The sequence below is a fragment of the Bacillus sp. B1-WWTP-T-0.5-Post-4 genome (assembly GCF_009183795.1).
Classification (GTDB): Bacteria; Bacillota; Bacilli; order Bacillales; family Bacillaceae_G; genus Bacillus_A; species Bacillus_A cereus.
Window position 1 is genome coordinate 673,220 of record NZ_WEIJ01000002.1, and the last position, 23,419, is coordinate 696,638.

A 23,419-nucleotide genomic window follows, 5' to 3' on the forward strand; every position below is an offset into this window, starting at 1 on the left:
CAAAATGTAGGCTTTGCTATTCATAAAAAATGCTCATCATATTGATGAGCATTTTTTATGATGCTTTTTCTCTTTTTTTTCGAAATGGTAACCACCAGTTCCAGTCTCCAAATAACTTCATTAAGCTTGGTACGAGCATAAGACGAATAATTGTTGCATCAAGAAATATTGCTAATGCAACGCCAAGACCCATCTGCTTTACTGGTAAAATATCAGTAAATGCGAATGCACCAGTTACAACAATCATTATTAAAGCAGCTGATGTAATAATTCTACTTGTTGAAACGAGCCCTTCTAACGTTGCTTGATCGTTATCTCCTGTTTCTTCATAGAGCTCATGAATACGTGAAATAAGAAATACTTCATAATCCATACTAAGCCCAAATACGAGGCCAAAAATGAAGATTGGTAAGACAAACAGAACCGGACTTGCTTCTAAACCGAAATGACCACCTTCAAATAACCAAACAACAATTCCAATGGTTGCACTTAAACTAAGTATATTCATAACAATTGCCTTAATTGGAATGAGTATAGATCGGAATGCAAATAATAATATAACAAAGGTCGATCCAAATATAACAGACATACCAATTACAACTTTATCTTTAATTTCATCTTCTAATTCTTGTTGAAACGTCGTCATTCCGCCTAGATAATACGTAACATCCGTTTCTTTATAGTTCTTTTTAAAGTCACGTACCCACTGTTTTGCAGTCTCTGTACGTGGTTTTGTTTTCAAAAAGATTTCTATCGTCGTCTTATTCCCTTGCGTGTATGCTTCAAATACAGGAGTTAGTTTCGCTGATTCTGGCGACTGCAACATTCCAACAACTTGATCTGCTTTCATTCCAGTTAACCCGTCGTATAAACTTCTTACTTCATGTACTTTCTTATCATCTTTTAACTTTTGAACGACTTCTTCTATCTTTTGTAGACTTTCTTTTTCTTTCATATCTTTTTTCGTCTCTACAACTAATGTAACATCAGCGTGTGTTTTGACAGTTTCATTAAATGCTTCTTCATACTTTTCATATGCAATCCTTGTATCACTCTTTTCAGGTAAAGCTTCAACACCAGGGAACTGCAAATTAGCTGTACGTAACGGTAATAAGCAAATAACAATAAATGTTGTAACAACAATAATCATTGCAATTGGATGTTTCATCACAAATTGTGCAAATTTACGCCATGCTTTTGCCGGCGTATGTGCTACTTGATTCTTTTTTAATATTCTTTTACCGATTAACGATAATAGTGCTGGAAGAAGTGTGAGTGAGAATAAAATACTCATAATGACAACAATCATTCCGCTAATCGCGACAGATTGAATATAATCTATCTTAAAGAAAAACAAACCGGATAACCCAACAAATACGCATAATCCTGAAAATACAATCGCACGTCCTGCCGTTTGATATGTAATTGCTATCGCTTCTTTTACCGTTCGTTTAGCAACTTCCTCTCGAAAACGGTTCACAAATAATAGCGCAAAATCAATAGATAATGCAAGTCCAATCATCGGTGCAACGTTTAACACGAAAATAGATAGTTCTTTATCAACACCGATGAAATACAATATACCCATCGTACTAATAACACTAAGCGCCCCATTCAAAATCGGTAAAATTGATGCCAAAAGACTACCAAACGAAAATAGTAATACAAGAAACGCAATTGGTAATCCAATCATCTCTGCTACTTTTAAATCATTTTGCGTTCTTTCATTAATCTCTTTATTAATTTTCGGAAACCCTGTAGGTGTTACTTTTAATGCTATATTACTTTCTTTCTCAATCTCATCAGCAAATTGTAATGTCTTTTCCATTCGTTCCTTATTTGTTTTCCCGGAAAATAAAATTGTCGCATAGCCGATGTCATCTTGTAGCATTTCTTTATTTTGGATTGGGTGATGGAAAGATTCATAGTTCTCTTTCTCTTGAACATTCTTTACAATTTCATTTATTCGCTTTTTAAATTCCTCATGCGAAGCATCTTTATTTTTCTCAAAAACGAGCAGCAGCGTATCTTGAGACTTCTTAAAATCTTTATCTAAAATTTCTTTCGTTTTTTGATAGTCGCCTTCCGTTTGGAAACCGTCACCACCTAATACTCCCGGTAGCTTTGGAGCAAAAATCCCAAGTGCGATTGCGAGCAACAGTAACGCTACAATTACTGTATAACGAAACTGATACAAAAAGGCTCCTAACTTCCCCCACTTATCAACTTTATGTACATTTGTCTTCACACATTTTCACCTACTTTACATAATTCAATTGTCACTTATACTGTATCACATCTTGATATAAACAAAAAACGTCTGGAAAAACTATAATAATAGTTTTTCCAGACGTTTTTCTATCTCTCTTTATTAAGCCCTAATCTCTCAGTAAGTAAACGATGGTAGTAAATCGCGATAATTAACAAAATACCACCTACGCAGTAACCAGCTAAAATATCAGTTGGGTAATGTACATTTAAAATGACTCTACTTAATCCAATCGATAGAATTACTATACCCATCAAAATCGTTGTGACACATTTCCCAGCTACGCTTTTCAAATTAGCAGCAATGATATAAGTAAGAAATCCAAATGTCATAATCGATAACATTGCATGTCCACTAGGAAAACTATACCCAAGTGCATCTAGCGCTTCATTTAATGACGGACGTTCTCTCTTTACAATCTCTTTTATCCCTTTATTCACAAGATGTGTTATTAAAATTCCCATTGGATATACAATCATCGCAGCATAATAACGCTTCTTCCAAAAAACAAGCAAACTTATAACGAGCGTAGCGACTATCCCAATTGCTGATCCCAATTTTGTAAAGTACGAGAAAAATGTAAGCGAACTTTCCGTTTGTAGCCCTCTTACTAATCCACGGACATATGTATCCATCACTGTAACGCCACCTGCATGTACGCGCCAAGCAACAATACCAAATACAGCAAATAACAAACCGATACACATTACCTCATACTGATGTAACTTCTTCTTCAAACGATTTCCTCCTACTATGAAAAAATGCGATTTCTACTTTAGAAACCGCATTTCCTTGCTTATTTACCTTTTGTTTTTAGCTCTGTCCAGTAACGATCATAGTCTTTTAACTTATCGTCTACATCAACAAGCCATTCTGTACGATCTAACTCTTCTTTCGTTAAGAAAATCATGTGATTATCACGGTATTCTTTACTATGAAGAGGATGAGCTTTTTCATTTGGATTACTGTAACCAATTGACTCGTAGTTTTTCACACTTACTTTTTCATCTAGTAAGTAGTTCATAAATTTCTCAGCAAGCTCTTTATGTTTTGCACCTTTTGGAATTGCTAACGTATCAGCCCAAATTGTGCCGCCTTCTTTTGGTACAACATATTCTACATCTTTATTATCTTTTGCGATAAATGCTGCATCTCCAGACCAAACTGTTCCGATCCAAGCATCTTCTGTAATGAATTTTTGTTTAATGTTATCTGTATCAAATGCTAATAAGTTTGGAAGCAGCTTCTTTAAATCATCTGCTGCTGTCTTTAATTGTGCATCGTCTTTCGTACTGTTTGAGAACCCGTGCTTCTTAAGACCCACTCCTAATACTTCACGAGAATCGTTCAGTAACGTTACATGTCCTTTATATTTCTCATTCCATAAGTCCGCCCAGCTTGTAGGTGCTTCTTTCACATACTTTTTATTGTATGCAATCCCTGTTACACCCCAAGTGTACACTAAAGAATATTTATTCTCTGGATCAAACGCAGGTGTTTTAAAATTAGAAACCATATTTTCGATATTCGGGATATTCTTTTTATCTAACGGCGCTAATAAGTCCATTTTCGCCATTGTTTTAACCATGTAATCCGACGGCTGAATTAAGTCATACTTTGCGCCACCAGCTTGTAATTTCGCAAGCATTTCTTCATTACTTGCGTACTTGTCATAGTTAATTTTCACATTATACTTCTTTTCAAAATCTTTTAGCACTTGCTCATCAAAATTGTCAGCCCAACTATAAATATTTAATTCTTCTTTCTTTTCACCACAACCAGCAAGCACACCAGCAACAAGGCTAAAGCTAATTGCTGCGCCAGCTATTCTTTTCATTAATTTCATCGGTTTATTACCCCCTTGTACTTTCTATATCGTTCGTATTATAAAGGAAGGTGTCCTCCAGAGTTTTCTTCACCATCTGCACCTTTGTTCCGGAAGATTTCAGATAGAACCATTAATCCTACGATAGCAACAATTAAAATTGTAGAAAGAGCATTAATTTCTGGTGATACTCCGCGCTTAACCATACTGTAAATGTATAGTGGCAATGTTGTTGATCCTGGTCCTGATACGAAGAAACTAATTACAAAATCATCAATTGATAATGTGAATGTTAATAATGCTGCCGAAATAACTCCCGGTGCAATTGCTGGGAACGTTACATAACGAAACGTTTGCCAAGGTGTTGCTCCTAGATCATTTGCAGCTTCTTCTAAGTCACGTCCCATACTTGAAAGACGCGCAGCTAAAATAACAACAACAAACGAAATACTAAATGTAATATGTGCAATAATAATCGTTGTTTGTCCAAGTTCCATTCCTAACTGACTGAAAAGAATTAGTAAAGATAATCCCATTAAAATATCAGGAATTAAAATTGGTAAATATACAAGGCCATTAATAGCCCCTTCGAAACGATATTTATAACGATGTAAAGCAATTGCAAAGAATACACCAAGTACCGTTGTCACAATCGTTGTTATAACTGCAATCGTAATACTATTTACAAATGCATCAATAACATCTTGTTTTTGAAATAAATCTGTATACCAATGGAATGTAAAACCTTCCCACTCCGCATTAATGCGAGAGTCGTTGAAAGAATAGACCATTAAAACCATCATTGGAAAATACAAGAATAACAAAATTAACCAAGAATAAGAAACTAAAAACTTCTTCATCTTTGCCTATTCCCCTCCGTTCTCATTATATTTATATACTTTCGTTGCACGATAATATAAGTAAATTAACAGAACAGAGAATAGAACAACGATAATCGATAACGCAGATCCAAACGGCCAGTCACGTGCACCTAAGAATTGATTTTGAATAACGTTTCCGATTAATGCTACTTTCGATCCGCCCATCACGTCTGATACAACAAACATTCCGATAGAAGAAACGAATACTAAAATAGAACCAGTCGCAATTCCTGACATCGTCATCGGCACTGTTATATTCCAAAATGCCTTTATTGGTGTTGCTCCTAAATCATAAGCCGCTTCTAGCTTACGCTTATCCAGCTGCTCAATTGCTGCATACACTGGTAAAATCATAAATGGTAATAAAGAATAGACCATTCCGAGTATTACAGAAGGAGTATTATATAATAAATTTAACGGTTCACTAATAATGCCAAGCTTTAATAACAACGTATTCACAAGACCTTGTGAACGTAAAATAACAATCCATGCGTATGAACGAACAAGAAAGTTAATCCAAAACGGGATCGTTGCCAATAATAAAAGAATAGAGCGGTATTTGCGGTCAACAATTGTAATTGTATACGCAAACGGATAACCAATTAATAAACATATTACTGTTGTAATAACTGCGATCTTAACAGTTTCCCATAACGTTCCTAAGTACAATGGATCAAATACACGGGATATATTCTCCAGCGTAAATTGCATTTCTACTGTCCCGTAAGCTCCGCGCTGCATGAAGGCGAATCCTAATACGAATACGAGCGGGATTAGGAAGAAAATTAACAGCCACGCGACTGTAGGTAGTGCGAGTAATTTCCCTTTTTTCAATTTAAGGTCACCTCGTCCTCTTGCTCCCAGCCTACATATACATTATCTCCAATGCTCCACTGCGCTGCCTCTTCAGCAGTTTGATATGCCATTAGTAATTCTGATGTTTTCTCATCACGTACATAAAGCTTCTCCATATTTCCGACAAACTCAATATCTTCAATATGTCCAAGATGGTATTCTTTTAAAATTGGTTCTTCAACCGAACGTACTTTTACATTTTCAGGGCGAATTGCTACATAGCCTTCCCCGTTCTTCACAATATTATTTTCACCGATGAATGTCGCAACGAACAATGTTTTCGGCTTATTATAAATTTCTTTCGGCGTTCCGATTTGTTCGATATGTCCTTTATTCATAACGACAATACGATCGCTCATGCTCATTGCTTCTTCTTGATCGTGCGTTACGTATATGAACGTAATTCCTAAATTACGTTGTAAGTTTTTCAATTCACGTTGCAAGTCTTTTCGTAACTTAAAGTCAAGCGCTCCAAGTGGCTCATCTAATAGTAATACACGCGGATTATTTACAATCGCTCTTGCAATTGCAACACGCTGCTGTTGTCCACCAGAAAGCTTCGCAGGTTTACGATTACGGAACTCAAGTAACTGCGTTAAACGCATTGCCTCTTCAGCACGCTCTTTCTGCTCTGCTGCTGATACTTTCTGCATTTTCATACCAAAACAAATATTCTTCTCTACTGTCATATGTGGGAATAGTGCGTAATGTTGGAACACTAGGTTCATATGACGCTTATATGGCGGCAAATCGTTAATTCTTTCATCATCTAATAAAAGATTCCCTTTAGTTGGAGTTTCAAATCCTGCGATCATACGAAGTAAAGTCGTTTTCCCGCAGCCACTCGGCCCTAAAATTGTTAAAAACTCTCCCTCTTTAATATCTAAAGAAAGAGGTGGGATAATCACTTGATTTCCAAAATGTTTTTCAACTGCTTCAACTTTAATAATCTTTTTCATTTTCCCGTCCTATCTACCTTAAATTTTAAATTTTTATATTCATGAATAAATATTTATGTTCTATAGACTATTTTTTGTTTCGATCCAAACAAAAATGGTTATTTAACAAGCGTTCGTTTCTATTCTTTATGTAGTATGTTTGATTCATTTTCGCATGATACATAACGTCGAACAGAAAAACCCCTTCCATTGCGAAGGGGCTATTATCATACGGCTACGCCTACTGATAAACACCATCATCATTTTAACAACTTTCGTATGAATTTTAAAGCACTTTTTGTAGAAGAGTAACGAATTTTCATGTCGAATGCTGTAGATTGGGCTAAAATGCTTTTATAATGTGAAAAAGTCCGAAAACTTTCTTTCCCATGATAACCCCCTAATCCACTACTTCCAACACCCCCAAAAGGTAAATATGGCGTGGCAAGATGATAGACAACATCATTAATACAGCCTCCACCATATGAAATATTACTCGTCACTTTCTTTTGTACTTCTTTATCTTCAGAAAATACATATAACGCTAACGGCTTCGGATGTTGCTGGATTGTGCCAATTACATCTTCTATGTTGTCGTACTCTATGATTGGTAAAATCGGACCAAAAATTTCATCTTCCATAACAGTATCTTTCCATGTAATATCCGCTAGTACTGTCGGTTCAATATGTAATGTATCTTTCTTATAGTTTCCACCAATTACGACTTGACCATCTTGTAAAAATCCACATAATCGTTCGAAATGGCGCTCACTTACAATACGCACATAATTTTCATTTTGCAAAGGTTCTTTACTATACTGCTCTATAATTTCATGTCGCAGTGCCTCAATTAGCTTTTCTTTCACGGAAGAATGCACATACATATAATCAGGCGCTACACACGTCTGCCCCGCATTTAAAAACTTACCCCAAACAATTCTTCTTGCTGTCATCTCTATCTTTGCATCTTTATGTACAATACAAGGACTTTTCCCGCCAAGTTCTAAAGTGAGCGGCGTCAACTGCTTCGCTGCTGCTTCCATTACAACTTTTCCAACGCCAACACTACCAGTAAAGAAAATATAATCAAACGGTTCCCTCAGCAAAGATGTACTCTCTTCAACGCCACCTTCTACTACCGCTACAAGCTCTTCTGGGAATAATTCATCTAACATTCTCTTAAGCACTTTTGAAACGCTTGGTGTTAACTCTGACGGCTTTAAAACGATTGTATTTCCAGCTGCCAGTGCTCCTACAAGTGGTGCAATTGCTAATTGAAAAGGATAGTTCCACGGTGCAATAATAAGCGTCACACCATACGGTTCTGGCACTACTTTTCCTTTTGATCCCAAATGAGTAAGTGCTGTTCGAACTCGTTTCGGTTTACTCCACGATGAAATATGTTTCAATTGAAAGGAAATTTCTTTTAATACATATCCAACTTCCGTTGTAAACGACTCGTGAACTGACTTATTTAAATCTAATTTCAATGCCTGAAATATTTCTTCTTCAAAATGCTGAATGCCTTCATAAAGCTTCTTCAAATTATTCTTTCGCATTTCGATGCTTCTCGTATGCCCTTTTAAAAAATATTCCTTTTGCCTACTTACAATAGAGGAAATACTCATTCACTCACCTTCTCCCACTATTTTTATCCAATTCTTTCATTATTTATATAGACTTCATATATAACAAATTTCTATTCTTAAGGTTACATTATATATGACTTTTTCAGCTATATAAAATTCATTGCTCACAAAAAAACTACCGAAAGAAAATCTCTCGGTAGTTTTACAGTATTAACGATATAAACGAACAGCACCTGCAGAATTATCATCAGCTTGTCCTACTACTTCAAACTTCAGACCAAGCTTCGGTAAAATACGTCCTGCATCTGGAATCTGTTGATTAATATACGTTTTAGAATCATCAAACTTCGGTACACCTGCTAAACCATCATACGTATACGTTCCACGCGTTGGAGATACGACTTTCCAAGCTGGCGTTTTATCAAATGAGAACGCCGCATCTGCGATTTGGAATCGTGTACTACTTTCCACTGTCGGTTTACCATTTAAAGTTCCTACAATTGCTTCTGGATGAGAATCAACTACACCTAGGAAACCGTGTCCTGGATGTACACCAACCCAGTTATCTGTATAAGCTGAATCTGCATACCATACGACCATACCAGCGTTATATACTGGACCACGTGCAAATTTTAACGCGTTATCTGAACCAGCATAGTTTCTCCACTCAACATAGTAGTTATGGCTTTTCTTCTCTGTTCCGTTAGAAACAGCAAAACCATCTAATTTGAATTGTGGCGTACCTTCTGCGTCATCAGAGAATACTACTTTATCATCTACTGTTAATGAAGCATTATCAAGTAAGAAACCATTTAATGCTAAACCACCATCAGTAATGTAATCAAATGTTAATTTTACTTTCTTACCTTTGAACTGGCTTAAATCATATGATTTGTCAATCCATTTTCCATTTGTCGAATCTGCATTTCCACTATTTGCTTTCTCACCAAGTCTTTCAATTAACGTTTGTTGACCATCTTCCGTTACAGCGTGTACTTCAAGGAAATCATACTCTGCTTCAATTTCATATAATGATTTGAAGTCAAATTTTGCAGTCGTTGCATTTGTTAAATCGAACAGTGGTGTTTCCATCTTCGTATGAAGATCATCACCTTTTGTGCTGTAGTAATACTGTTTTCCGAATGCCGGTTCAATTGTTTTTATATCTTTGTCTGGTAAGTTAACACGAATCATACCTGGACGGTTAGATTTCGTAACACTTTGGTCTAAATATGTTGCTAGGCCGATACCTTTATTTAATTTCTCGTAATCTACTTCTACGATATTTGCCCAGTTACCACCGATTGTTTTTTGGAAAAACTCTTTATTTTGTGGTGATAAGCTCGTTGGTGTTGTACCTGCAATTTTACCAGCCCAGCTTCCGCCACTCATGATAGACCAAGCTTGAATTGGCTCACCAGCACCGCTATATTGTGTATCATACTCATCTGGTAAACCTAAATCATGACCATATTCATGCGCGAATACACCAACTGCTCCATCTTCTGGTTCAATTGTGTAGTCGAACGCTGCCATCTTTCCACCCCAATATGGAACTTTCGCTTGTGTACCTTCAATTGCGAATGGTTTTGGTCCAACTGTCCAGCGATGTGACCAAATTGCATCATCACCTAATTTACCCCCACCTGCTTCTTGTCCAACACCTGCATGAATAATCATTAAGTGATCAATTAAACCATCCGGTTGATTTTTATTTCCATCACCATTTACATCATATTGATCAAATTGATCAAACTCTGATAGATCAAGACCGCTATCTACAGCTGCTTTTAATGCATCTTTTACTAAATCACGTGGGCCTTTTGGTCCTTTATTATCATGACCGCCGCTAGCAGCATCTGCACCGTAATCAGCAGCTTTACCAGGAACTGTTAACCATTTTGTAACTGTTCCGTCCACTGTGTAACTACCACCAGATTGCTCTTCGTAATATTGTTTAAACGTTTCAATTTTACTTCCATCATCTAATGTAAACGGCTCGTTGCCGAATAACATTTTTTCATAATGTTCTTTATTAAAATCGTTAGAATACATATATCCAGGCTCTTTGTCGATATTATTATGTTTAAAGTCAGCGTACTCTACAAGTAAAACGAGTACTTTATCTTTACGAACTTCACCGTTATAGTCTTTTTGTTTCGCTGGAGAAGTTGGTACTTTACCATTTAGACCGCCTTTAACTGGGCCTGTCGCTGCAGGTGTTCCTGTTGCAGGGTTATCTAATTTTTCTTTCGTGTCTGCTTTCGCATCTTTCACTTTCTTTAAAAAATCAGATGCTTCTTTCGTAAGTTGATCCCCATTTGATACTTCTTTCCCAGGATTTTCACCCTTTTTGTTCTCTACATACTTTTCGACAGCTTTCTTTGTTTCTTTCTCTGAAGCTGACGAATCAATTACCCCACGTTTTTTTAGCGCATCTGCTAAACGTTCTTCCGGAATTAAGTGATCATCAACTGGGCTCGTAGCCGTTTTATTCGCAGGCGTTTCAGCATATGCAGATTGAGTGCCAGCCCCGAATGAAAGGCCTAATACAGCTGTTAAAGCGATTGATGACAAAACTTTGAACGGTTTCTTGTTCATCCCTTATTTCCTCCCCTAATAAATAATATGTATTACAAATTGAATTTTATTAAAAATTCAATATTTTTTCAATATTTAGTCATATTATGTAATATTTTTAATATATTTGTAAAAATTTCATAGTTAGCATACGAATATATCACAATTCAACAATGTTTTCTGAAAATATTGAAAGTTTTTATCGAACAATTTATAATTTCCATAGAGGGAGTTTAATGGGGATTTTATCTTTGTTTCATCTACACAATATTTGATAATTCACTATATAAAACACAAAATCCAATTGCATTATCATGTATTCTGTAGCAGCAATTATGACCGATAATTAGGGAGGAATTACATTTGTACAAAGATAAGACAGACGCACTGGATCAAGAATGGATTGATTTAATACTTGAAGCTCTAGATGCCGGTATCGCCATGCAAGACATCGAGCAATTTTTCCAACGTATGAAGCCATCCAGTCAGGCTCAATAGGTTTGTTCTTTTTAACGAAGTTTATGTTATAATAATGACATCATAAGACAACTACATATTGATAGAAAGGTGCGCAAATATGATTGGAGAACGTATAAAACGCCTTCGTTTACAAAAAGGGATTTCATTAACTGAACTTGCCGAAAAAGCTGGCGTTGCTAAATCTTACATTAGTTCTATAGAACGAAATTTACAAAAAAACCCTTCCATTCAGTTTCTTGAAAAGATCGCAGCAGTTCTACAAATTCCAGTTGATACTTTACTTCATGATGAAACAACAAAGGAAACTAACCTAGACTCCGAATGGACACAACTCGTTAAAGATGCAATGAACTCTGGTGTCTCCAAAGAACAATTTCGTGAATTTCTTGAATTTACAAAGTGGAAGCAAAATAATAAATAGAAAGAAGTGCTTACAAGTAGCACTTCTTTTTCTTTATAAAAAAAGCGGGGGATACCCGCTTTTTTATTATTTTTCTTCCCCAGCTTCTTGGTTAGCATTGAATGTCCATTCTAAATTCAATGTATCACCTTGGAAGATATTTTGATCTTTTCCATTATCTACAAATTCAAATTGTACCCATAGATAATCCTCTGTACCAGCTGCTAATCCACCCTTTTCTCCCCACTCAGGAGCAAAGATGTCTTTAGCTAAAAGATCTGGATCAACTTTTTGTAAGTCTGCTAAAGTTGTTTCGTATACAGGCTCACTTTGTTTATCCCAGTTCCAAAGGAATTTTACTTTAACGTGCTTACCAAAGTCTTCACCAGCATTATCACCTTTTGCATCTTTAACAGTATACTTTGTTGCTAATTTAACATCTTTAATAGTTAACGAACCGCTGTTTTGTAATAAGAACTCTTTCTTAACAGAATCCCCTGGTTTTAAATCTTTAATATCTACAAGCGTCTTAGGGTTTAATGTAAGGTCTAACGTCCCAGCTGCAAATGTATTGTTTGATACTTCTTTATCGCTAAAGAATGCAAATGTTCCTCCACCAATTAAAGCTAACCCCAATGCTGCTGATGCAACTCCCATACCTAATTTCTTTTTCAGACTCACAATCAATTCCCCCTAGCTTTTTTTTATATTTTTATCACTTATTTTTCAATAAGAGATGTAAAGAAAACTATATTAGCTTAGCTAATATGTGTTCTTTTTTAAAAACCTTATGTTCATTATAACGAACAACCCTATATAAACACAACACATATTTATTAATATTTTCAGTTATTTTTATTTCTCAATATTATTTAGACTTTTCAGAAAAAAATGATGATAATTTATAACTTTTTTCACACTCAAATCATTTAATACTATAAGAAAAAAGAAAAACAAAGAGGTGAGGGCTAACGTTCCCTCACACTCGTATAAATATTACTAGTCTTGCTTATTCGTTCACTCTCTCTTACACCACATTCTTGTTTTCTAGCTGTTTCACTAAAGCAGTTCCTCCGCTTTCTTCTGCTCTTCTAGCTTTTTCTGTTCTTCCGCTTTCTTTTGCTCTTCTACTTTTTTCTGTTCTTCTACTTTTTTCTGTTCTTCTACTTTTTTCTGTTCTTCTACTTTCTTCTGTTCTTCTACTTTCTTCTGTTCTTCTACTTTCTTCTGTTCTTCTACTTTCTTCTGTTCTTCTACTTTCTTCTGTTCTTCGGCTTTCTTTTGTTCTTCTACTTTCTTTTGTTCTTCGGCTTTCTTTTGTTCTTCTACTTTCTTTTGTCCTTCCGCTTCAATTGCAACGTTTAATTGTTGCTGAAGAGCCTGAATTTGCTCATCAATAGCTTTCAAGCTAATTTCTTTCTCAATATAGTCACGCTTCTCTTTGATACTGCGAAAGCCTTCATTTACATATATGGACACTTGCTGCATCGACTCATCTTTATTTACCTTTAATTCTTCTTGTATTTGATTGTAAGGAGCTTCTATTTCAGTATATACATTTTGCAGAGCTTCCTTCTCAGCAACAATTTTCTCACGCCCTTGTTGCCATACAGAAATCGCCTGTTTTATTTCTTCAATAGAAGTTGCTTTCGATTTCCCCTTCATCGTTCCATACTCACGCTCAATAAACTGTTTATGTTTCTCAGATTGCTCTTTTAACGTATTAACTGTTTTCGGAAATATAATTGCTGTAGAAAGCGTCGCTTCTACTTTCGTTTCATGAATGAACGCCGCTTCTGTATGCGTCATAATTTGAGATCCTAAATAAAACGTAATAGAACACATACACGGCAATATAAGCATCTTTTTAAAATTACGCGGTCTTTTCAGCATCTTAATCTCTCCCATCGAACATTACGTTCTTTATACAGAACATTATCTATATTATAGTAAAGAACTATTAAAATTGATAGACAAATACTAGAAAAATAGAAAAAGGGCTATCCATGTGATAGCCCTTTTTATTATTATCTTTCTTCACCTGCTGTTTGTTGTGCATCAAACGTCCAATTTAATTGTAACTTATCGCCTTGGAATTGATTTTGATCTTTTCCATTATCAACGAACTCAAATTTCACTTTGAATTTATCAGATTTACCTGCTGAAATACCTTTTTCATCCCAGAACCAAGCCGATAAATCATTATCTACAGCTGTAAGTGTGTCACCTTTTAATTTATCTAAAGTAGTTTGTTTCACAATTGTCTCATGCTTATCTACATTTTTTAAGAATGTTACTTTAATATGTTTACCAAAATCATCTTTATTATCTTTCTTTACATCTTCTACATTATAATCTGTTTTCAGTAGAACCTTTTTAATATCTAAAGAGCCTTTATTTTCTAGTTTAAATTCTTTTTCAATTGTATCCCCAGGCTTTAAATTCGATACGTTAACAACTGTTGATGGATTTAATGCTAAATCCAGTGTTCCAGCCGCAAATGTATTGTTTGACACTTCTTTATCACTGAAAAATGCAAATGTTCCTCCACCAACTAAAGCTGCTCCTAATACTGCTGATGTAATACCCATTCCTAATTTTTTCTTTAAAGTCATGTCCATATCCCCTTAATATATATTTGTTAACTTCCTAAACGGAAAGTATAACCAAACGAACTAGACGGATTGTTCTACTTTTTTATCTTTCTTTTCTCCGTCAATGCTACGAATAGCACCAAAAATAGAAATAGCGGAATAACCAAGCAAAAAGACTCCTGGAATAATAAGAAGTAATGCTGCTCCTGCTTTCGAATTCGCATAATTCAGTAAATAACCAACATATGGAACTGTAATATCTGCATACTTTCCAACTACATTTTCTGCAAGTACTGGCTCTAAATCTGGTCCGTTGTTGTTATCCCCTTTTGTTTCATACATTACTTTTCCATTTGTATCTTTCACACCGATAATACGGTGAGTGATAATTTTTTGATCTTTCTCTTTAAAGGTAATAACATCACCTTTTTGATATTTAGAACCATCTTTGTTTGGTTCTATTGCAATGATTGATCCTGTTAAAAACGTCGGCTCCATTGATCCTGAAAGAACGCTCTTAAATTGATATCCCATCACTGTCGGATCACCACCGCTTGCTTTTGAAGAAATAACTACAAAAGCTAAAAAAACCATCAATGCAAATAAAACAAATGAGATCGCGTTGCTAATTATCTTCCATATTAATTTCATCGTCTCTCTCCCTCTCCGTTGTTTTATATTATTTGAAGTATGCAATATCCATTGCGTTCTTTAACAAGAACACAAGTAAATGATATAACGAACTTTAAGTTATTGCAATAAGAAAATTTACAATTATTAGTTATTTAAGATATATAAAAAAGACTGTGCCAAAATTTTACACAGTCTTTTTATTAGTAATTTATTTACCTTCTGATTTCATTCCTTTTGTATTTCGGCGCAACACTACATATAAAATTGCTCCAAATAATACAATCGCACCTATCCCAACACTTATTACTTTCATATTTGAGTCTTTTACTTCAGGCATAGTTGTATCTTTTCTAGGCATCGCAAAAGTGACATCTTCTGTTGAAAGAACATTTACCGTCGCAATTGTTTGATTATTTTTCGTAATATCAACTGCACCAACTACCTCACCACGATGTATTCCTTTATGATATAAAGATTCTTTATCTAATGAAGCCGCCCGGAAAATAGTTTTCACATTTTTCCCTTCATCTTTCTTAAGCATAAGCTCTGCACTTTGTTCCAACTCAGAATTAACATCTTTATTTAAATATGTTGTTTTTTGATGCCAATTATGTTTATCAAGCACCATTTGCTTCGTAAATTGACCGAAAGAATAGTCCGCCATCTGCTTCAAATCTTCATAAATTTCAGGTCTTTGAGAAGCCATTACTACGCTTATAATACGATTTCCATCTTTCTCATTTAATAAAACAAGTGTATTACGCGCTTCATTCGTAAACCCTGTTTTACCGCCAATGCTATATGGATTTTCAAAAAAATTAGATTTATTAAAAATAGACACCGTCTGCCTAGACGTCGTAACTGTCGTTCTTTTCGTATTCATCGCTTGTAAAATTTCAGGATACTTTTGCACACCCTTCGTAATCATAGCCATATCATACGGCGTCGTATAATGGTTCGGATCATGTAATCCATTCGGTGTTACAAAGTGGCTATCTTTCGCCCCTAATTGCTTCGCTTTCTCATTCATCATATTAGCGAAATTCTCAACACTCCCGCCAATCCGCTCCGCAATCGCATACGACACATCATTCGCACTCAGCACCATTAAAATCATAAGCGCAGTATTTCTATTAATTGTCTCTCCAGGTTGAAACTCAATTTGATAATTACTCTTCTCTTGATCTAATGCTAATTGTGAAAATGTAAATTGATCCTCTGGCTTTGTATGCTCCATGAGTAAAATCGCTGTTAACACCTTCGTCGTACTAGCAGGATATGCACGGTGATATGCGTTTTTGTCATACAAAACATCTCCTGTTTTTGCATCAATTGTCGTTGCAAACTGACTAAAAACATTCGGTCCTTCTGCAGGTGGTGGTGCAACTTGTTCTGGATTTACTCCAATATTCGTCTCAGCACGCAATGTCATAGGTGTCAACAAAAACAAACAAATAACTGTAATAAAAACCAAAATTTTCTTAAAATTTACCATATGACTCTCCCTTTTCCATTTACTCCTCTAACAAAATAATAAATCTACCAATCATATGTAATTTGTATTAAACTGGAAGAATTTTCACTATTTTTTACTATATCATATTTTTACGATAAAGAACATAAATATACAATAAAAATAAGAAGGAATTACTCTTTCTTATCCTTCTCATCAATCAACGAATCTATTAACTTTTGACTAGCTTCCTCGGGCGTAATCTCATCCGTTATCCCCATAAACGACCAACCTTTAGAATCGACCCACTCAACAAACTCTTGTAAAAATTCATCATGTGTAACATCTACATCAAGAATCGAACCATTAATCGAAATCGTTCTATTTTTAGACACGCGCATCTTGAACGTTTTTCTTACCATTACAACTTTTCTCCCTCTACTTCTGAATATTTATAAAGTGAAACTTTAATCAACCCTCACGAATCGGACTTTTACGGCCATCCCGACCCAACCTAACTTCTTTGCTTTTGCTGAATTTCGAGGTAAGGGATCTTACTGCCCGCAAATAGCGAGATAAAATAATCATGTATCTCTGTTATACATGATTTTCAGTAAATTGTAAAAAGGATATATTGGCCAATTTAAATAGCAAAAATGAAAATCTCTTACCTACGTAAACGTAATACGACATACAATTGCTCATAAATTATTAAATAAATCCATAAAAATATACACTTTAAAACATAATTGAGTAAGCCATTATAGTCTTTTGGAAGATATTATCTAAAATAGTATACTAAACGGATAAAGGATATTTGAATAAAGAAACTGAGGCTTTCTATTTAGCTGGACTCTTAAGTTGTAGACTTAGAGACTGATGCCGGAATTCATATTTAATTTCTATTTCTGTACATCATATCGTAAGAAAGAAGGTAGTACTGTGAAAACAACAGAAAATTTTACTGACAGGGCCGATATATATGCAAAATATCGCCCTAGTTATCCTAATGAATATATTGATTACTTGCTTTCAGCTAACCAACTGAAAGGGAATCGGATTGTGGCTGATATTGGTTCAGGTACGGGGATATTTAGCCACCAGCTGCTTGAAAGTGGTTTACATGTTATTGGAGTTGAACCAAATGATGATATGAGGAAGATCGCTGAGCAATCGTTAAAACTATATTCTCGTTTTCAATCCATAAAAGCAACTGCTGAACATACCACTTTAAAAGAAAATAGTGTAGATTTAGTAACTGTTGCCCAAGCATTTCATTGGTTTAATAAAGAGGCTTTCAAAATCGAATGCCAACGAATTTTAAAACAAAAAGAAAATGTTGCACTTGTTTGGAATAGTAGAGATTTAACTAGTCCACTTATTAAAGAGAATGCAGAAATTTGCCAGAAAACCTGTCCAAACTTTAAAGGCTTTAGCGGTGGAATAGATGAAACTCCAGAAGTATTTAAGAACTTTTTTAAAGATGGAAAGTATGATTTTAAAGAATATCAAAATGATTTACTTTTTGATTATGAAGGGTTTTTGGGAAGGAATTTATCAGCATCTTATGCTCCGAAAGAAAATGACGAACAGTATAAAAATTTTATTTTTCTCCTATCAGAGCTATTCGAAAAATACAGTAAAGATGGAAAAATTATTCTCCCGAATTTAACGCGAAGCTATCTAGGCAATGTATAAACAGCCTGATACAAAGAGACTTTGAACGGAATTAAAACAAGCTTAACCCCTTCCTGAATGTAGAAAGAGGTTAGGCTTGTTTTGCATTTTACCACATCAAATTCAAATGACTTTCGTACAATAAAGTAGAATATATTAGAAAACACCTTAAACTGAGGAGGAACTCAATGGCGCGTTGTACGTATTGTAAAACGAAATGGAAAGTAAAAGACGTATGGTCGATACTCTTGGCATTTGAAAAAGATTGTCCGTATTGTTTTGGGAGGCAATATCTATCAAAGAAAACAGTGAACGCTATGCCAGAACTTATAAGCTTACCTTTACACTTCTTGTTCCCTTTTCTTGTTGATTTGAGTGATGAAGGTCCTTTGGATTGGTATCGGAAATAATATAACCTCTACATCCAAAGACTACTTTCTACTAAATTCGCTTCTCATCATTATCCCTTCATACATTACTCTCATAATCGCTTATACTTTCCCTTTTAAAGATCCCATAGCTCAACAGGAAGAGCGTCCCCTGAACAAATTTTATCAATTATGACTAAAAAATCAGTGATATATGTATACTGTTAAACATAAAAAATTAGCATTGGGTTCCAATTAAATATTAATTGAAACCCAACACTACTTGTATTCTGTAATTCAGAATACAAGTAGTGTTTTTATTATGCATTTTTGCATACAGTATTGTTTTCTCTTGTAAATAGATAATAATGGTATATAATAAAATCAACGTTTTACCAATAAAAGGTAATAAAGAGTAGTGGGATAAGCAAATACCCAAAACGTATTAACAGATTTATTCTATGTAAATCATGATACATATATGGAATCAAAACTATGAAATTTTATGTAGAGATTAGATTACTACAAGATGAAAGATTCATAGCGAATACACTTAAGGAAAAAACGTTCCATTAGATTAATGTGATATCTATCGAACGAATTGAGAATATACTTAGGGGGAATTTCAAGTGAAAACATTTAGTAAAGTATTATTAACAGGAGCTTTAGCTTTAGGCGGTTTAACAGCTATGAACATTGAAACACCAAAAGCACATGCTGACGAATGGGATGGTTGTCATTACATTTGTGGTCCTGGTGAAACGGTGAACGGTGTTACAGTTCAGGTACACTCTACACAAGTTACTTTTGGTAACAGCGTAATTGCAAGAATTACAAATGACCGAGCTGAAGAAATTCATTACAATGTCAGCCTTGAAAAGAAATATGGCGATAGATGGGGAGAATTTGAAACCAACTTCCGTTGGCAAAATCAATGGGTCCCAGCTGGAAGCAATGATGAAATTGCAACTTTCACAGGATATGGCGATGATATTTATGAGGATGGAACATATCGTTATAAAGTCGAAATAAAAGGCGCTGACGGTTCTATTGATACAATTTACACAGCAGGAATGACAGTTACAGGACGATAGCTTATGAACAAGCTCCATTATTTATGATTGTATTTTTGAAAATATCATTGATAATTGCGTTGATATTATTATTAAAATAAGCTCTTCGGGGCTTATTTTTTATACAAAAATTAGAATATAAACATTCGGAAAATTACATCTTTACACCATTAAAGTTCGTTGCTATTATAGGAATACATCAAATGTTACAATACTCAACAAATTGTACAAATCCTCCGATTACACGAATGAAATGAAAATACATTGCTGATGGTAACATTTATAGTTGGGATCCCGTAGCTCAGCAGGGAGAGCGCCACCTTGACAGGGTGGAGGTCGTGAGTTCGAGCCTCTCCGGGGTCATAAAATGATCGTAAACCGTGTCAGATTAACGTTTGATACGGTTTTTTTATTTTCCGTTGACTTAACCAGGGTGGCGGTCAGCTACAACGGGTCGTTATAGGTCTCTCGTCTCGTTTTCAAAAACGAAATAGAAGGCGTTTTTTTTATGACAGCTATTAATGAAGGAACTGTTTCAAAACGTAAAGGGAAACGTGTAAAGAAAGAGTTACGAACATTTGCTACACAAACGATCGACGACTTGTTCGAGAAATTCTATCATGCCAAGTTAGCTGAAGGACGAGCTACACGTACTTTGCATCAGTCTAAAGAAAACTTTCGATACTTTACGTATTTCCTCGATTACAAAAGTCTTAGTAGAAATATAGATACCATTACGAGTGATGTAATCCGCAACTACGTAGTATTTATGGAGAACGAGAAAATACAATTTGAAGACCATAATTATAAACCAAATAAGTCATAAAAATCGACGTTGTGCCATCTTCGTTATGGCGAAATTAATTTTTCAATAGTAACTACCTCCGATTTTTATTAAACTCTTTTTCCTATGTATAAATCCGACTCCTGAATTGCTTCGTAACGTTAATTTCAAAAAAGCTTCAAAACCTCTCATTCGTATATCTTGGAAGAAGCGCCGGTAGAAAGATGGCCAGCTACTACTCCCGTCTCTCACACTATTAAATCCGATCCTAAGTCGACTTTGTAGCGGAGAAACTGAAAAAACGCAAAAAAGACGTGAACCGAGGTTTACGCCTATATTTCAATTATTCTGCTATTATTTATTCTTCATCTTCGTCATACATAAAATGCTTAGCTATCTACCACCTAGCCTACACTCTTAACTTTTGAAGAATTTAAGATACTTAACATCCTCATCTTCAAAACATCTTCCTTCCGATTTTTTGTTAGCAAAGCAGAAAAACTCTTTTGCTATTTCTAAATCACCCAATTCATACGCAACTTTTCCTGAAATAAATTCTTTTTCACCTGTATCAATACGCATAAATCCGGTTAAAAACATTTTATCTGACCATTTTTTTGCTGTCTTAAAATCCTTTACAATAAAACAAGTATCAATAATATCATTCACTAAATCATAACTTTCATTATAAATACCTTTCGGAGTAGGCAATACACTCCAAGCCTCTTCTAATAATGTAATAGACTCATTATGATTACCTTTATCAAATTCATCATTACTCTGATTAACTAGACTTTCGAATTTCTCTTTTAAAGGTGATTGTAATATAGCCATATTGCTCCTCCTTAAATAATGTCTTTAATCAAGTCAAAATATTTATCATCTTCTTCAAAAAATATCTTATAACCTTCTAGCATGTATGCTTTTAATAAATATTCCTTAGCTTTTTCAAGTTCTCCACATTCGAACAAGCTCTCTCCAAGTCTCAATAAAATCAATGGATTCGAAATACCGTCTGGACAGTTTAAAGCATTATAAAAATTACTTTTTGCCATTTCATAGTCATCTTTAATAAGATAAGTGTCGCCTATTACTGTATATAACCAAGTACTCGCTTCCCAATCCGTCTTTGGTGCTGGCACCATATCTAAAGCCACTAAATATTTCTCCAGTGCTTGATCAAATTGTTCTACTTCAAATAGAATATCTCCCTCTTCACATAGTTGTACAATTTGATTGTATATTTTGTCATCTAGTTCTAGTTCCAATTCCCTTTACCTCCAATTATTTTTTAGTCGGTGGCAAATATCTCTCACCTAATTTAGCGCCTGCTGATCTATTTAAACTAAAATGATCCATTTCATAATTAACAGAATCTAGCATCCATTTTCTAACTTCCTTAGACTTTGCTCCATAATGCCTACCAATACTATTCCACCACGAGACAGCATCGGTTAGATGAGCCATATCTGATTTATTAAGATCATACCAAACTCCATCACTTGCCTTAAATTGCATTTTACCGGCACGTGTTGTCCTAATTCTTGGTGGATTTTCATTTTTCATTCTTTCCATTTATATAAGTAGTACTAGCTACAAGTAGTAGACAAGTTAATAAATAGAAGATAGTTTTTTTATTCATATACTACACTCCTTATCTATCATTTCATTGGATTATATAATATAAGTTATTTACAGCAAATGGATTTAATAGTATTTTTTAGGTTGAATAATAAAGAAAAACCTTACCGAAGTAAGGTTCCGTTTTTACATTCTATAGTGACTGACTTATTAAAACGATCATTACAATAATCGCTATAAGCATAACAACTAAACAGGCGATTAATTTATAAAATCCTCGTTTCGTTAACGTCCCGCCTTGAACGTCTTTACGAATAAATAAGAATACAGCTAAAAATAATACAAGCCCAATGCCAAAAGCATACATCATTTGCATATGTTAATCTTCCTTTCTCTCTTCCATCTTAATATCTTTTTGATAAAACAACAAATGAGATAAAAACTGTACTCATTGTAAGTGCCATAAGTATATTTAATAATTCAGTAGCAGAAAGTGTAAGTATTTTTAAGTTTAAGCCGATAGAGAAAAGAAGATAATATGCCGTTAATGCAAAAAAGGTTACAAACATTCCCTTATAACGAATAAGTTTCATTCGCTCGTCTTTTTCTTTAAATTGCGGGTGCAAGTAGCTTAGACAGAAACTCATAATCATAATCCCAAGCAATGGATACGTTATGGCTGGCGGTGCAGAATGCGTCATTATACCTGTTAATATCATAAATCCACTCATAAATAGAAAAATAATCCCCATAATTACAAAGTACTTTTGTGAATAATTCATCCCTATTCCCCCTCTTCTTTTCCTTCATAAATAAATACATGTTCTATCGTTGTCTGAAATGTTTTCGCTATTTCAAATGCTAGCGGAAGTGATGGATCGTATTTCCCTTTTTCAATTGAGATAATGGTTTGTCTGGAAACTCCAAGTTTCTCAGCCAACTTTTCTTGAGATAGTCCAAATTTTTTTCGGTATTCGACCATTTTATTTTCCAAGGAAATTTCTCCCTCCTTCCATATACCGAGTATATATGTAAAGGAAACTTTACGTCAAGTTCCCTTTACATATATTTTGATTATTATTCACGCTATTTATATAGAAGAAACTTTTTTCAATTTCAGCACGTCTATTTTGAAGCGAAACACGGAACACTGTAAATAACTGTTACTATATCTCCTCACTTCTTTTTTTAAAATTTAATATCTCCATATTTGTTTTATCCTTTTAAAATATTTCATTTATTTCTTTATTTCACGAAATACGTTATTTGTTTTACGGTGTTTTTCGTCATATTTATAGAAACTAACTGTTTATGGAGCATTTTTTATGTTTAGCAACTTTTTTTGTAGAAATCCTTCACTTTCCTTTCAATATTTAACACTATCTAAATAAAGTTTACGATAAATTCATAATTTTTTATTTTTTATACTATATTCCGTT

At 34.5% G+C, this 23,419-nt stretch carries 26 protein-coding genes and 1 tRNA gene; 7 read left to right on the plus strand and 20 right to left on the minus strand.

The window, feature by feature from the left end:
- Window positions 1-55 precede the first annotated feature (55 nt).
- From GBN91_RS09125 to inhA1, 8 genes are all read right to left on the minus strand, one after another.
- Window positions 56-2,248, minus strand: coding sequence for an MMPL family transporter (locus GBN91_RS09125; RefSeq protein ID WP_000856409.1), 2,193 nt, complete (start codon window positions 2,246-2,248; stop codon window positions 56-58).
- A 110-nt stretch (window positions 2,249-2,358) separates the two neighbouring features.
- A complete protein-coding gene (locus tag GBN91_RS09130) occupies window positions 2,359-3,006 on the minus strand; it encodes a phosphatase PAP2 family protein (RefSeq protein WP_000727792.1) in 648 nt (215 codons plus the stop codon).
- Window positions 3,007-3,065: 59 nt separating this feature from the next.
- Window positions 3,066-4,115 (minus strand): spermidine/putrescine ABC transporter substrate-binding protein PotD, encoded by a 1,050-nt coding sequence (gene potD, locus GBN91_RS09135; protein ID WP_000772485.1) that lies wholly within the window; start codon window positions 4,113-4,115, stop codon window positions 3,066-3,068.
- A gap of 38 nt (window positions 4,116-4,153) precedes the next feature.
- On the minus strand, window positions 4,154-4,954 hold the full coding sequence (gene potC, locus GBN91_RS09140) for a spermidine/putrescine ABC transporter permease PotC (RefSeq protein ID WP_000714192.1): 801 nt from the start codon (window positions 4,952-4,954) through the stop codon (window positions 4,154-4,156).
- Between the two features lie 6 nt (window positions 4,955-4,960).
- Window positions 4,961-5,809 (minus strand): spermidine/putrescine ABC transporter permease PotB, encoded by an 849-nt coding sequence (potB, locus tag GBN91_RS09145; RefSeq protein ID WP_000715500.1) that lies wholly within the window; start codon window positions 5,807-5,809, stop codon window positions 4,961-4,963.
- Window positions 5,806-6,789: a spermidine/putrescine ABC transporter ATP-binding protein PotA gene (gene potA / locus GBN91_RS09150; RefSeq protein ID WP_000720333.1), complete on the minus strand. Its 984-nt coding sequence runs from the start codon at window positions 6,787-6,789 to the stop codon at window positions 5,806-5,808. Before potA ends, potB begins: the two co-directional genes overlap by 4 nt.
- Window positions 6,790-7,028: 239 nt before the next feature.
- Window positions 7,029-8,396, minus strand: coding sequence for an aldehyde dehydrogenase (locus GBN91_RS09155; RefSeq protein WP_000028370.1), 1,368 nt, complete (start codon window positions 8,394-8,396; stop codon window positions 7,029-7,031).
- A gap of 171 nt (window positions 8,397-8,567) precedes the next feature.
- Window positions 8,568-10,958 carry a M6 family metalloprotease immune inhibitor InhA1 gene (gene inhA1 / locus GBN91_RS09160; RefSeq protein WP_152121393.1) on the minus strand — a complete coding sequence of 797 codons (2,391 nt, stop codon included), beginning with the start codon at window positions 10,956-10,958 and terminating at the stop codon, window positions 8,568-8,570.
- A 342-nt stretch (window positions 10,959-11,300) separates the two neighbouring features.
- Between inhA1 and GBN91_RS09165 the strand changes: the two genes are divergently transcribed.
- Window positions 11,301-11,435, plus strand: a complete 135-nt coding sequence (locus GBN91_RS09165; RefSeq protein WP_000276219.1) for an anti-repressor SinI family protein — start codon at window positions 11,301-11,303, stop codon at window positions 11,433-11,435.
- Between the two features lie 79 nt (window positions 11,436-11,514).
- Window positions 11,515-11,838, plus strand: a complete 324-nt coding sequence (locus tag GBN91_RS09170) for a helix-turn-helix domain-containing protein (protein WP_000578884.1) — start codon at window positions 11,515-11,517, stop codon at window positions 11,836-11,838.
- Between the two features lie 66 nt (window positions 11,839-11,904).
- On the opposite strand, the gene calY is transcribed toward GBN91_RS09170, so the two are convergent.
- The 6 genes from calY to GBN91_RS09200 all read right to left on the minus strand — a co-directional run bounded on the left by calY (window position 11,905) and on the right by GBN91_RS09200 (window position 16,919).
- Window positions 11,905-12,498 (minus strand): biofilm matrix protein CalY, encoded by a 594-nt coding sequence (gene calY / locus GBN91_RS09175; protein ID WP_000053714.1) that lies wholly within the window; start codon window positions 12,496-12,498, stop codon window positions 11,905-11,907.
- Window positions 12,499-12,876: 378 nt separating this feature from the next.
- Window positions 12,877-13,710 carry a DUF4047 domain-containing protein gene (locus GBN91_RS09180; RefSeq protein ID WP_152121394.1) on the minus strand — a complete coding sequence of 278 codons (834 nt, stop codon included), beginning with the start codon at window positions 13,708-13,710 and terminating at the stop codon, window positions 12,877-12,879.
- A 134-nt stretch (window positions 13,711-13,844) separates the two neighbouring features.
- Window positions 13,845-14,432, minus strand: a complete 588-nt coding sequence (locus GBN91_RS09185) for a CalY family protein (protein ID WP_000172852.1) — start codon at window positions 14,430-14,432, stop codon at window positions 13,845-13,847.
- Window positions 14,433-14,492: 60 nt separating this feature from the next.
- Entirely contained in the window at window positions 14,493-15,062 is a 570-nt protein-coding gene (sipW, locus tag GBN91_RS09190) for a signal peptidase I SipW (protein WP_000767792.1), read from the minus strand.
- Between the two features lie 190 nt (window positions 15,063-15,252).
- Window positions 15,253-16,539, minus strand: coding sequence for a D-alanyl-D-alanine carboxypeptidase family protein (locus GBN91_RS09195; RefSeq protein WP_000247021.1), 1,287 nt, complete (start codon window positions 16,537-16,539; stop codon window positions 15,253-15,255).
- A 152-nt stretch (window positions 16,540-16,691) separates the two neighbouring features.
- Window positions 16,692-16,919 (minus strand): hypothetical protein, encoded by a 228-nt coding sequence (locus GBN91_RS09200; RefSeq protein WP_000251856.1) that lies wholly within the window; start codon window positions 16,917-16,919, stop codon window positions 16,692-16,694.
- 520 nt (window positions 16,920-17,439) lie between these two features.
- On the opposite strand from GBN91_RS09200, the gene GBN91_RS09205 reads away from it, so the two are divergent.
- The 5 genes from GBN91_RS09205 (at window position 17,440) to GBN91_RS09225 (ending at window position 20,441) form a co-directional block, all read left to right on the plus strand.
- A complete protein-coding gene (locus GBN91_RS09205; RefSeq protein ID WP_152121395.1) occupies window positions 17,440-18,195 on the plus strand; it encodes a class I SAM-dependent methyltransferase in 756 nt (251 codons plus the stop codon).
- 167 nt (window positions 18,196-18,362) lie between these two features.
- On the plus strand, window positions 18,363-18,584 hold the full coding sequence (locus GBN91_RS09210) for a hypothetical protein (protein ID WP_000090211.1): 222 nt from the start codon (window positions 18,363-18,365) through the stop codon (window positions 18,582-18,584).
- 587 nt (window positions 18,585-19,171) lie between these two features.
- Window positions 19,172-19,636 carry a hypothetical protein gene (locus GBN91_RS09215; RefSeq protein ID WP_048534153.1) on the plus strand — a complete coding sequence of 155 codons (465 nt, stop codon included), beginning with the start codon at window positions 19,172-19,174 and terminating at the stop codon, window positions 19,634-19,636.
- 269 nt (window positions 19,637-19,905) lie between these two features.
- Window positions 19,906-19,978: transfer RNA gene (locus GBN91_RS09220), tRNA-Val, on the plus strand.
- A 145-nt stretch (window positions 19,979-20,123) separates the two neighbouring features.
- Complete coding sequence (locus GBN91_RS09225) at window positions 20,124-20,441, plus strand: hypothetical protein (protein WP_226800145.1); 318 nt, start codon at window positions 20,124-20,126, stop codon at window positions 20,439-20,441.
- 375 nt (window positions 20,442-20,816) lie between these two features.
- On the opposite strand, the gene GBN91_RS09230 is transcribed toward GBN91_RS09225, so the two are convergent.
- The 6 genes from GBN91_RS09230 to GBN91_RS09255 all read right to left on the minus strand — a co-directional run bounded on the left by GBN91_RS09230 (window position 20,817) and on the right by GBN91_RS09255 (window position 22,974).
- The gene (locus GBN91_RS09230) at window positions 20,817-21,233 is read right to left on the minus strand and encodes a hypothetical protein (RefSeq protein ID WP_152121396.1); all 417 of its coding nucleotides are present in this window, start codon (window positions 21,231-21,233) and stop codon (window positions 20,817-20,819) included.
- A gap of 11 nt (window positions 21,234-21,244) precedes the next feature.
- Entirely contained in the window at window positions 21,245-21,667 is a 423-nt protein-coding gene (locus GBN91_RS09235) for a tetratricopeptide repeat protein (protein ID WP_017672819.1), read from the minus strand.
- Between the two features lie 16 nt (window positions 21,668-21,683).
- Window positions 21,684-21,965: a GH-E family nuclease gene (locus tag GBN91_RS09240; RefSeq protein WP_152121397.1), complete on the minus strand. Its 282-nt coding sequence runs from the start codon at window positions 21,963-21,965 to the stop codon at window positions 21,684-21,686.
- A gap of 208 nt (window positions 21,966-22,173) precedes the next feature.
- Window positions 22,174-22,356 carry a DUF3976 domain-containing protein gene (locus GBN91_RS09245; RefSeq protein WP_001178291.1) on the minus strand — a complete coding sequence of 61 codons (183 nt, stop codon included), beginning with the start codon at window positions 22,354-22,356 and terminating at the stop codon, window positions 22,174-22,176.
- 28 nt (window positions 22,357-22,384) lie between these two features.
- Window positions 22,385-22,762, minus strand: coding sequence for a permease (locus GBN91_RS09250; protein WP_152121398.1), 378 nt, complete (start codon window positions 22,760-22,762; stop codon window positions 22,385-22,387).
- A 2-nt stretch (window positions 22,763-22,764) separates the two neighbouring features.
- Window positions 22,765-22,974, minus strand: coding sequence for a helix-turn-helix transcriptional regulator (locus GBN91_RS09255; protein WP_000428506.1), 210 nt, complete (start codon window positions 22,972-22,974; stop codon window positions 22,765-22,767).
- Between the last annotated feature and the right edge of the window lie 445 nt (window positions 22,975-23,419).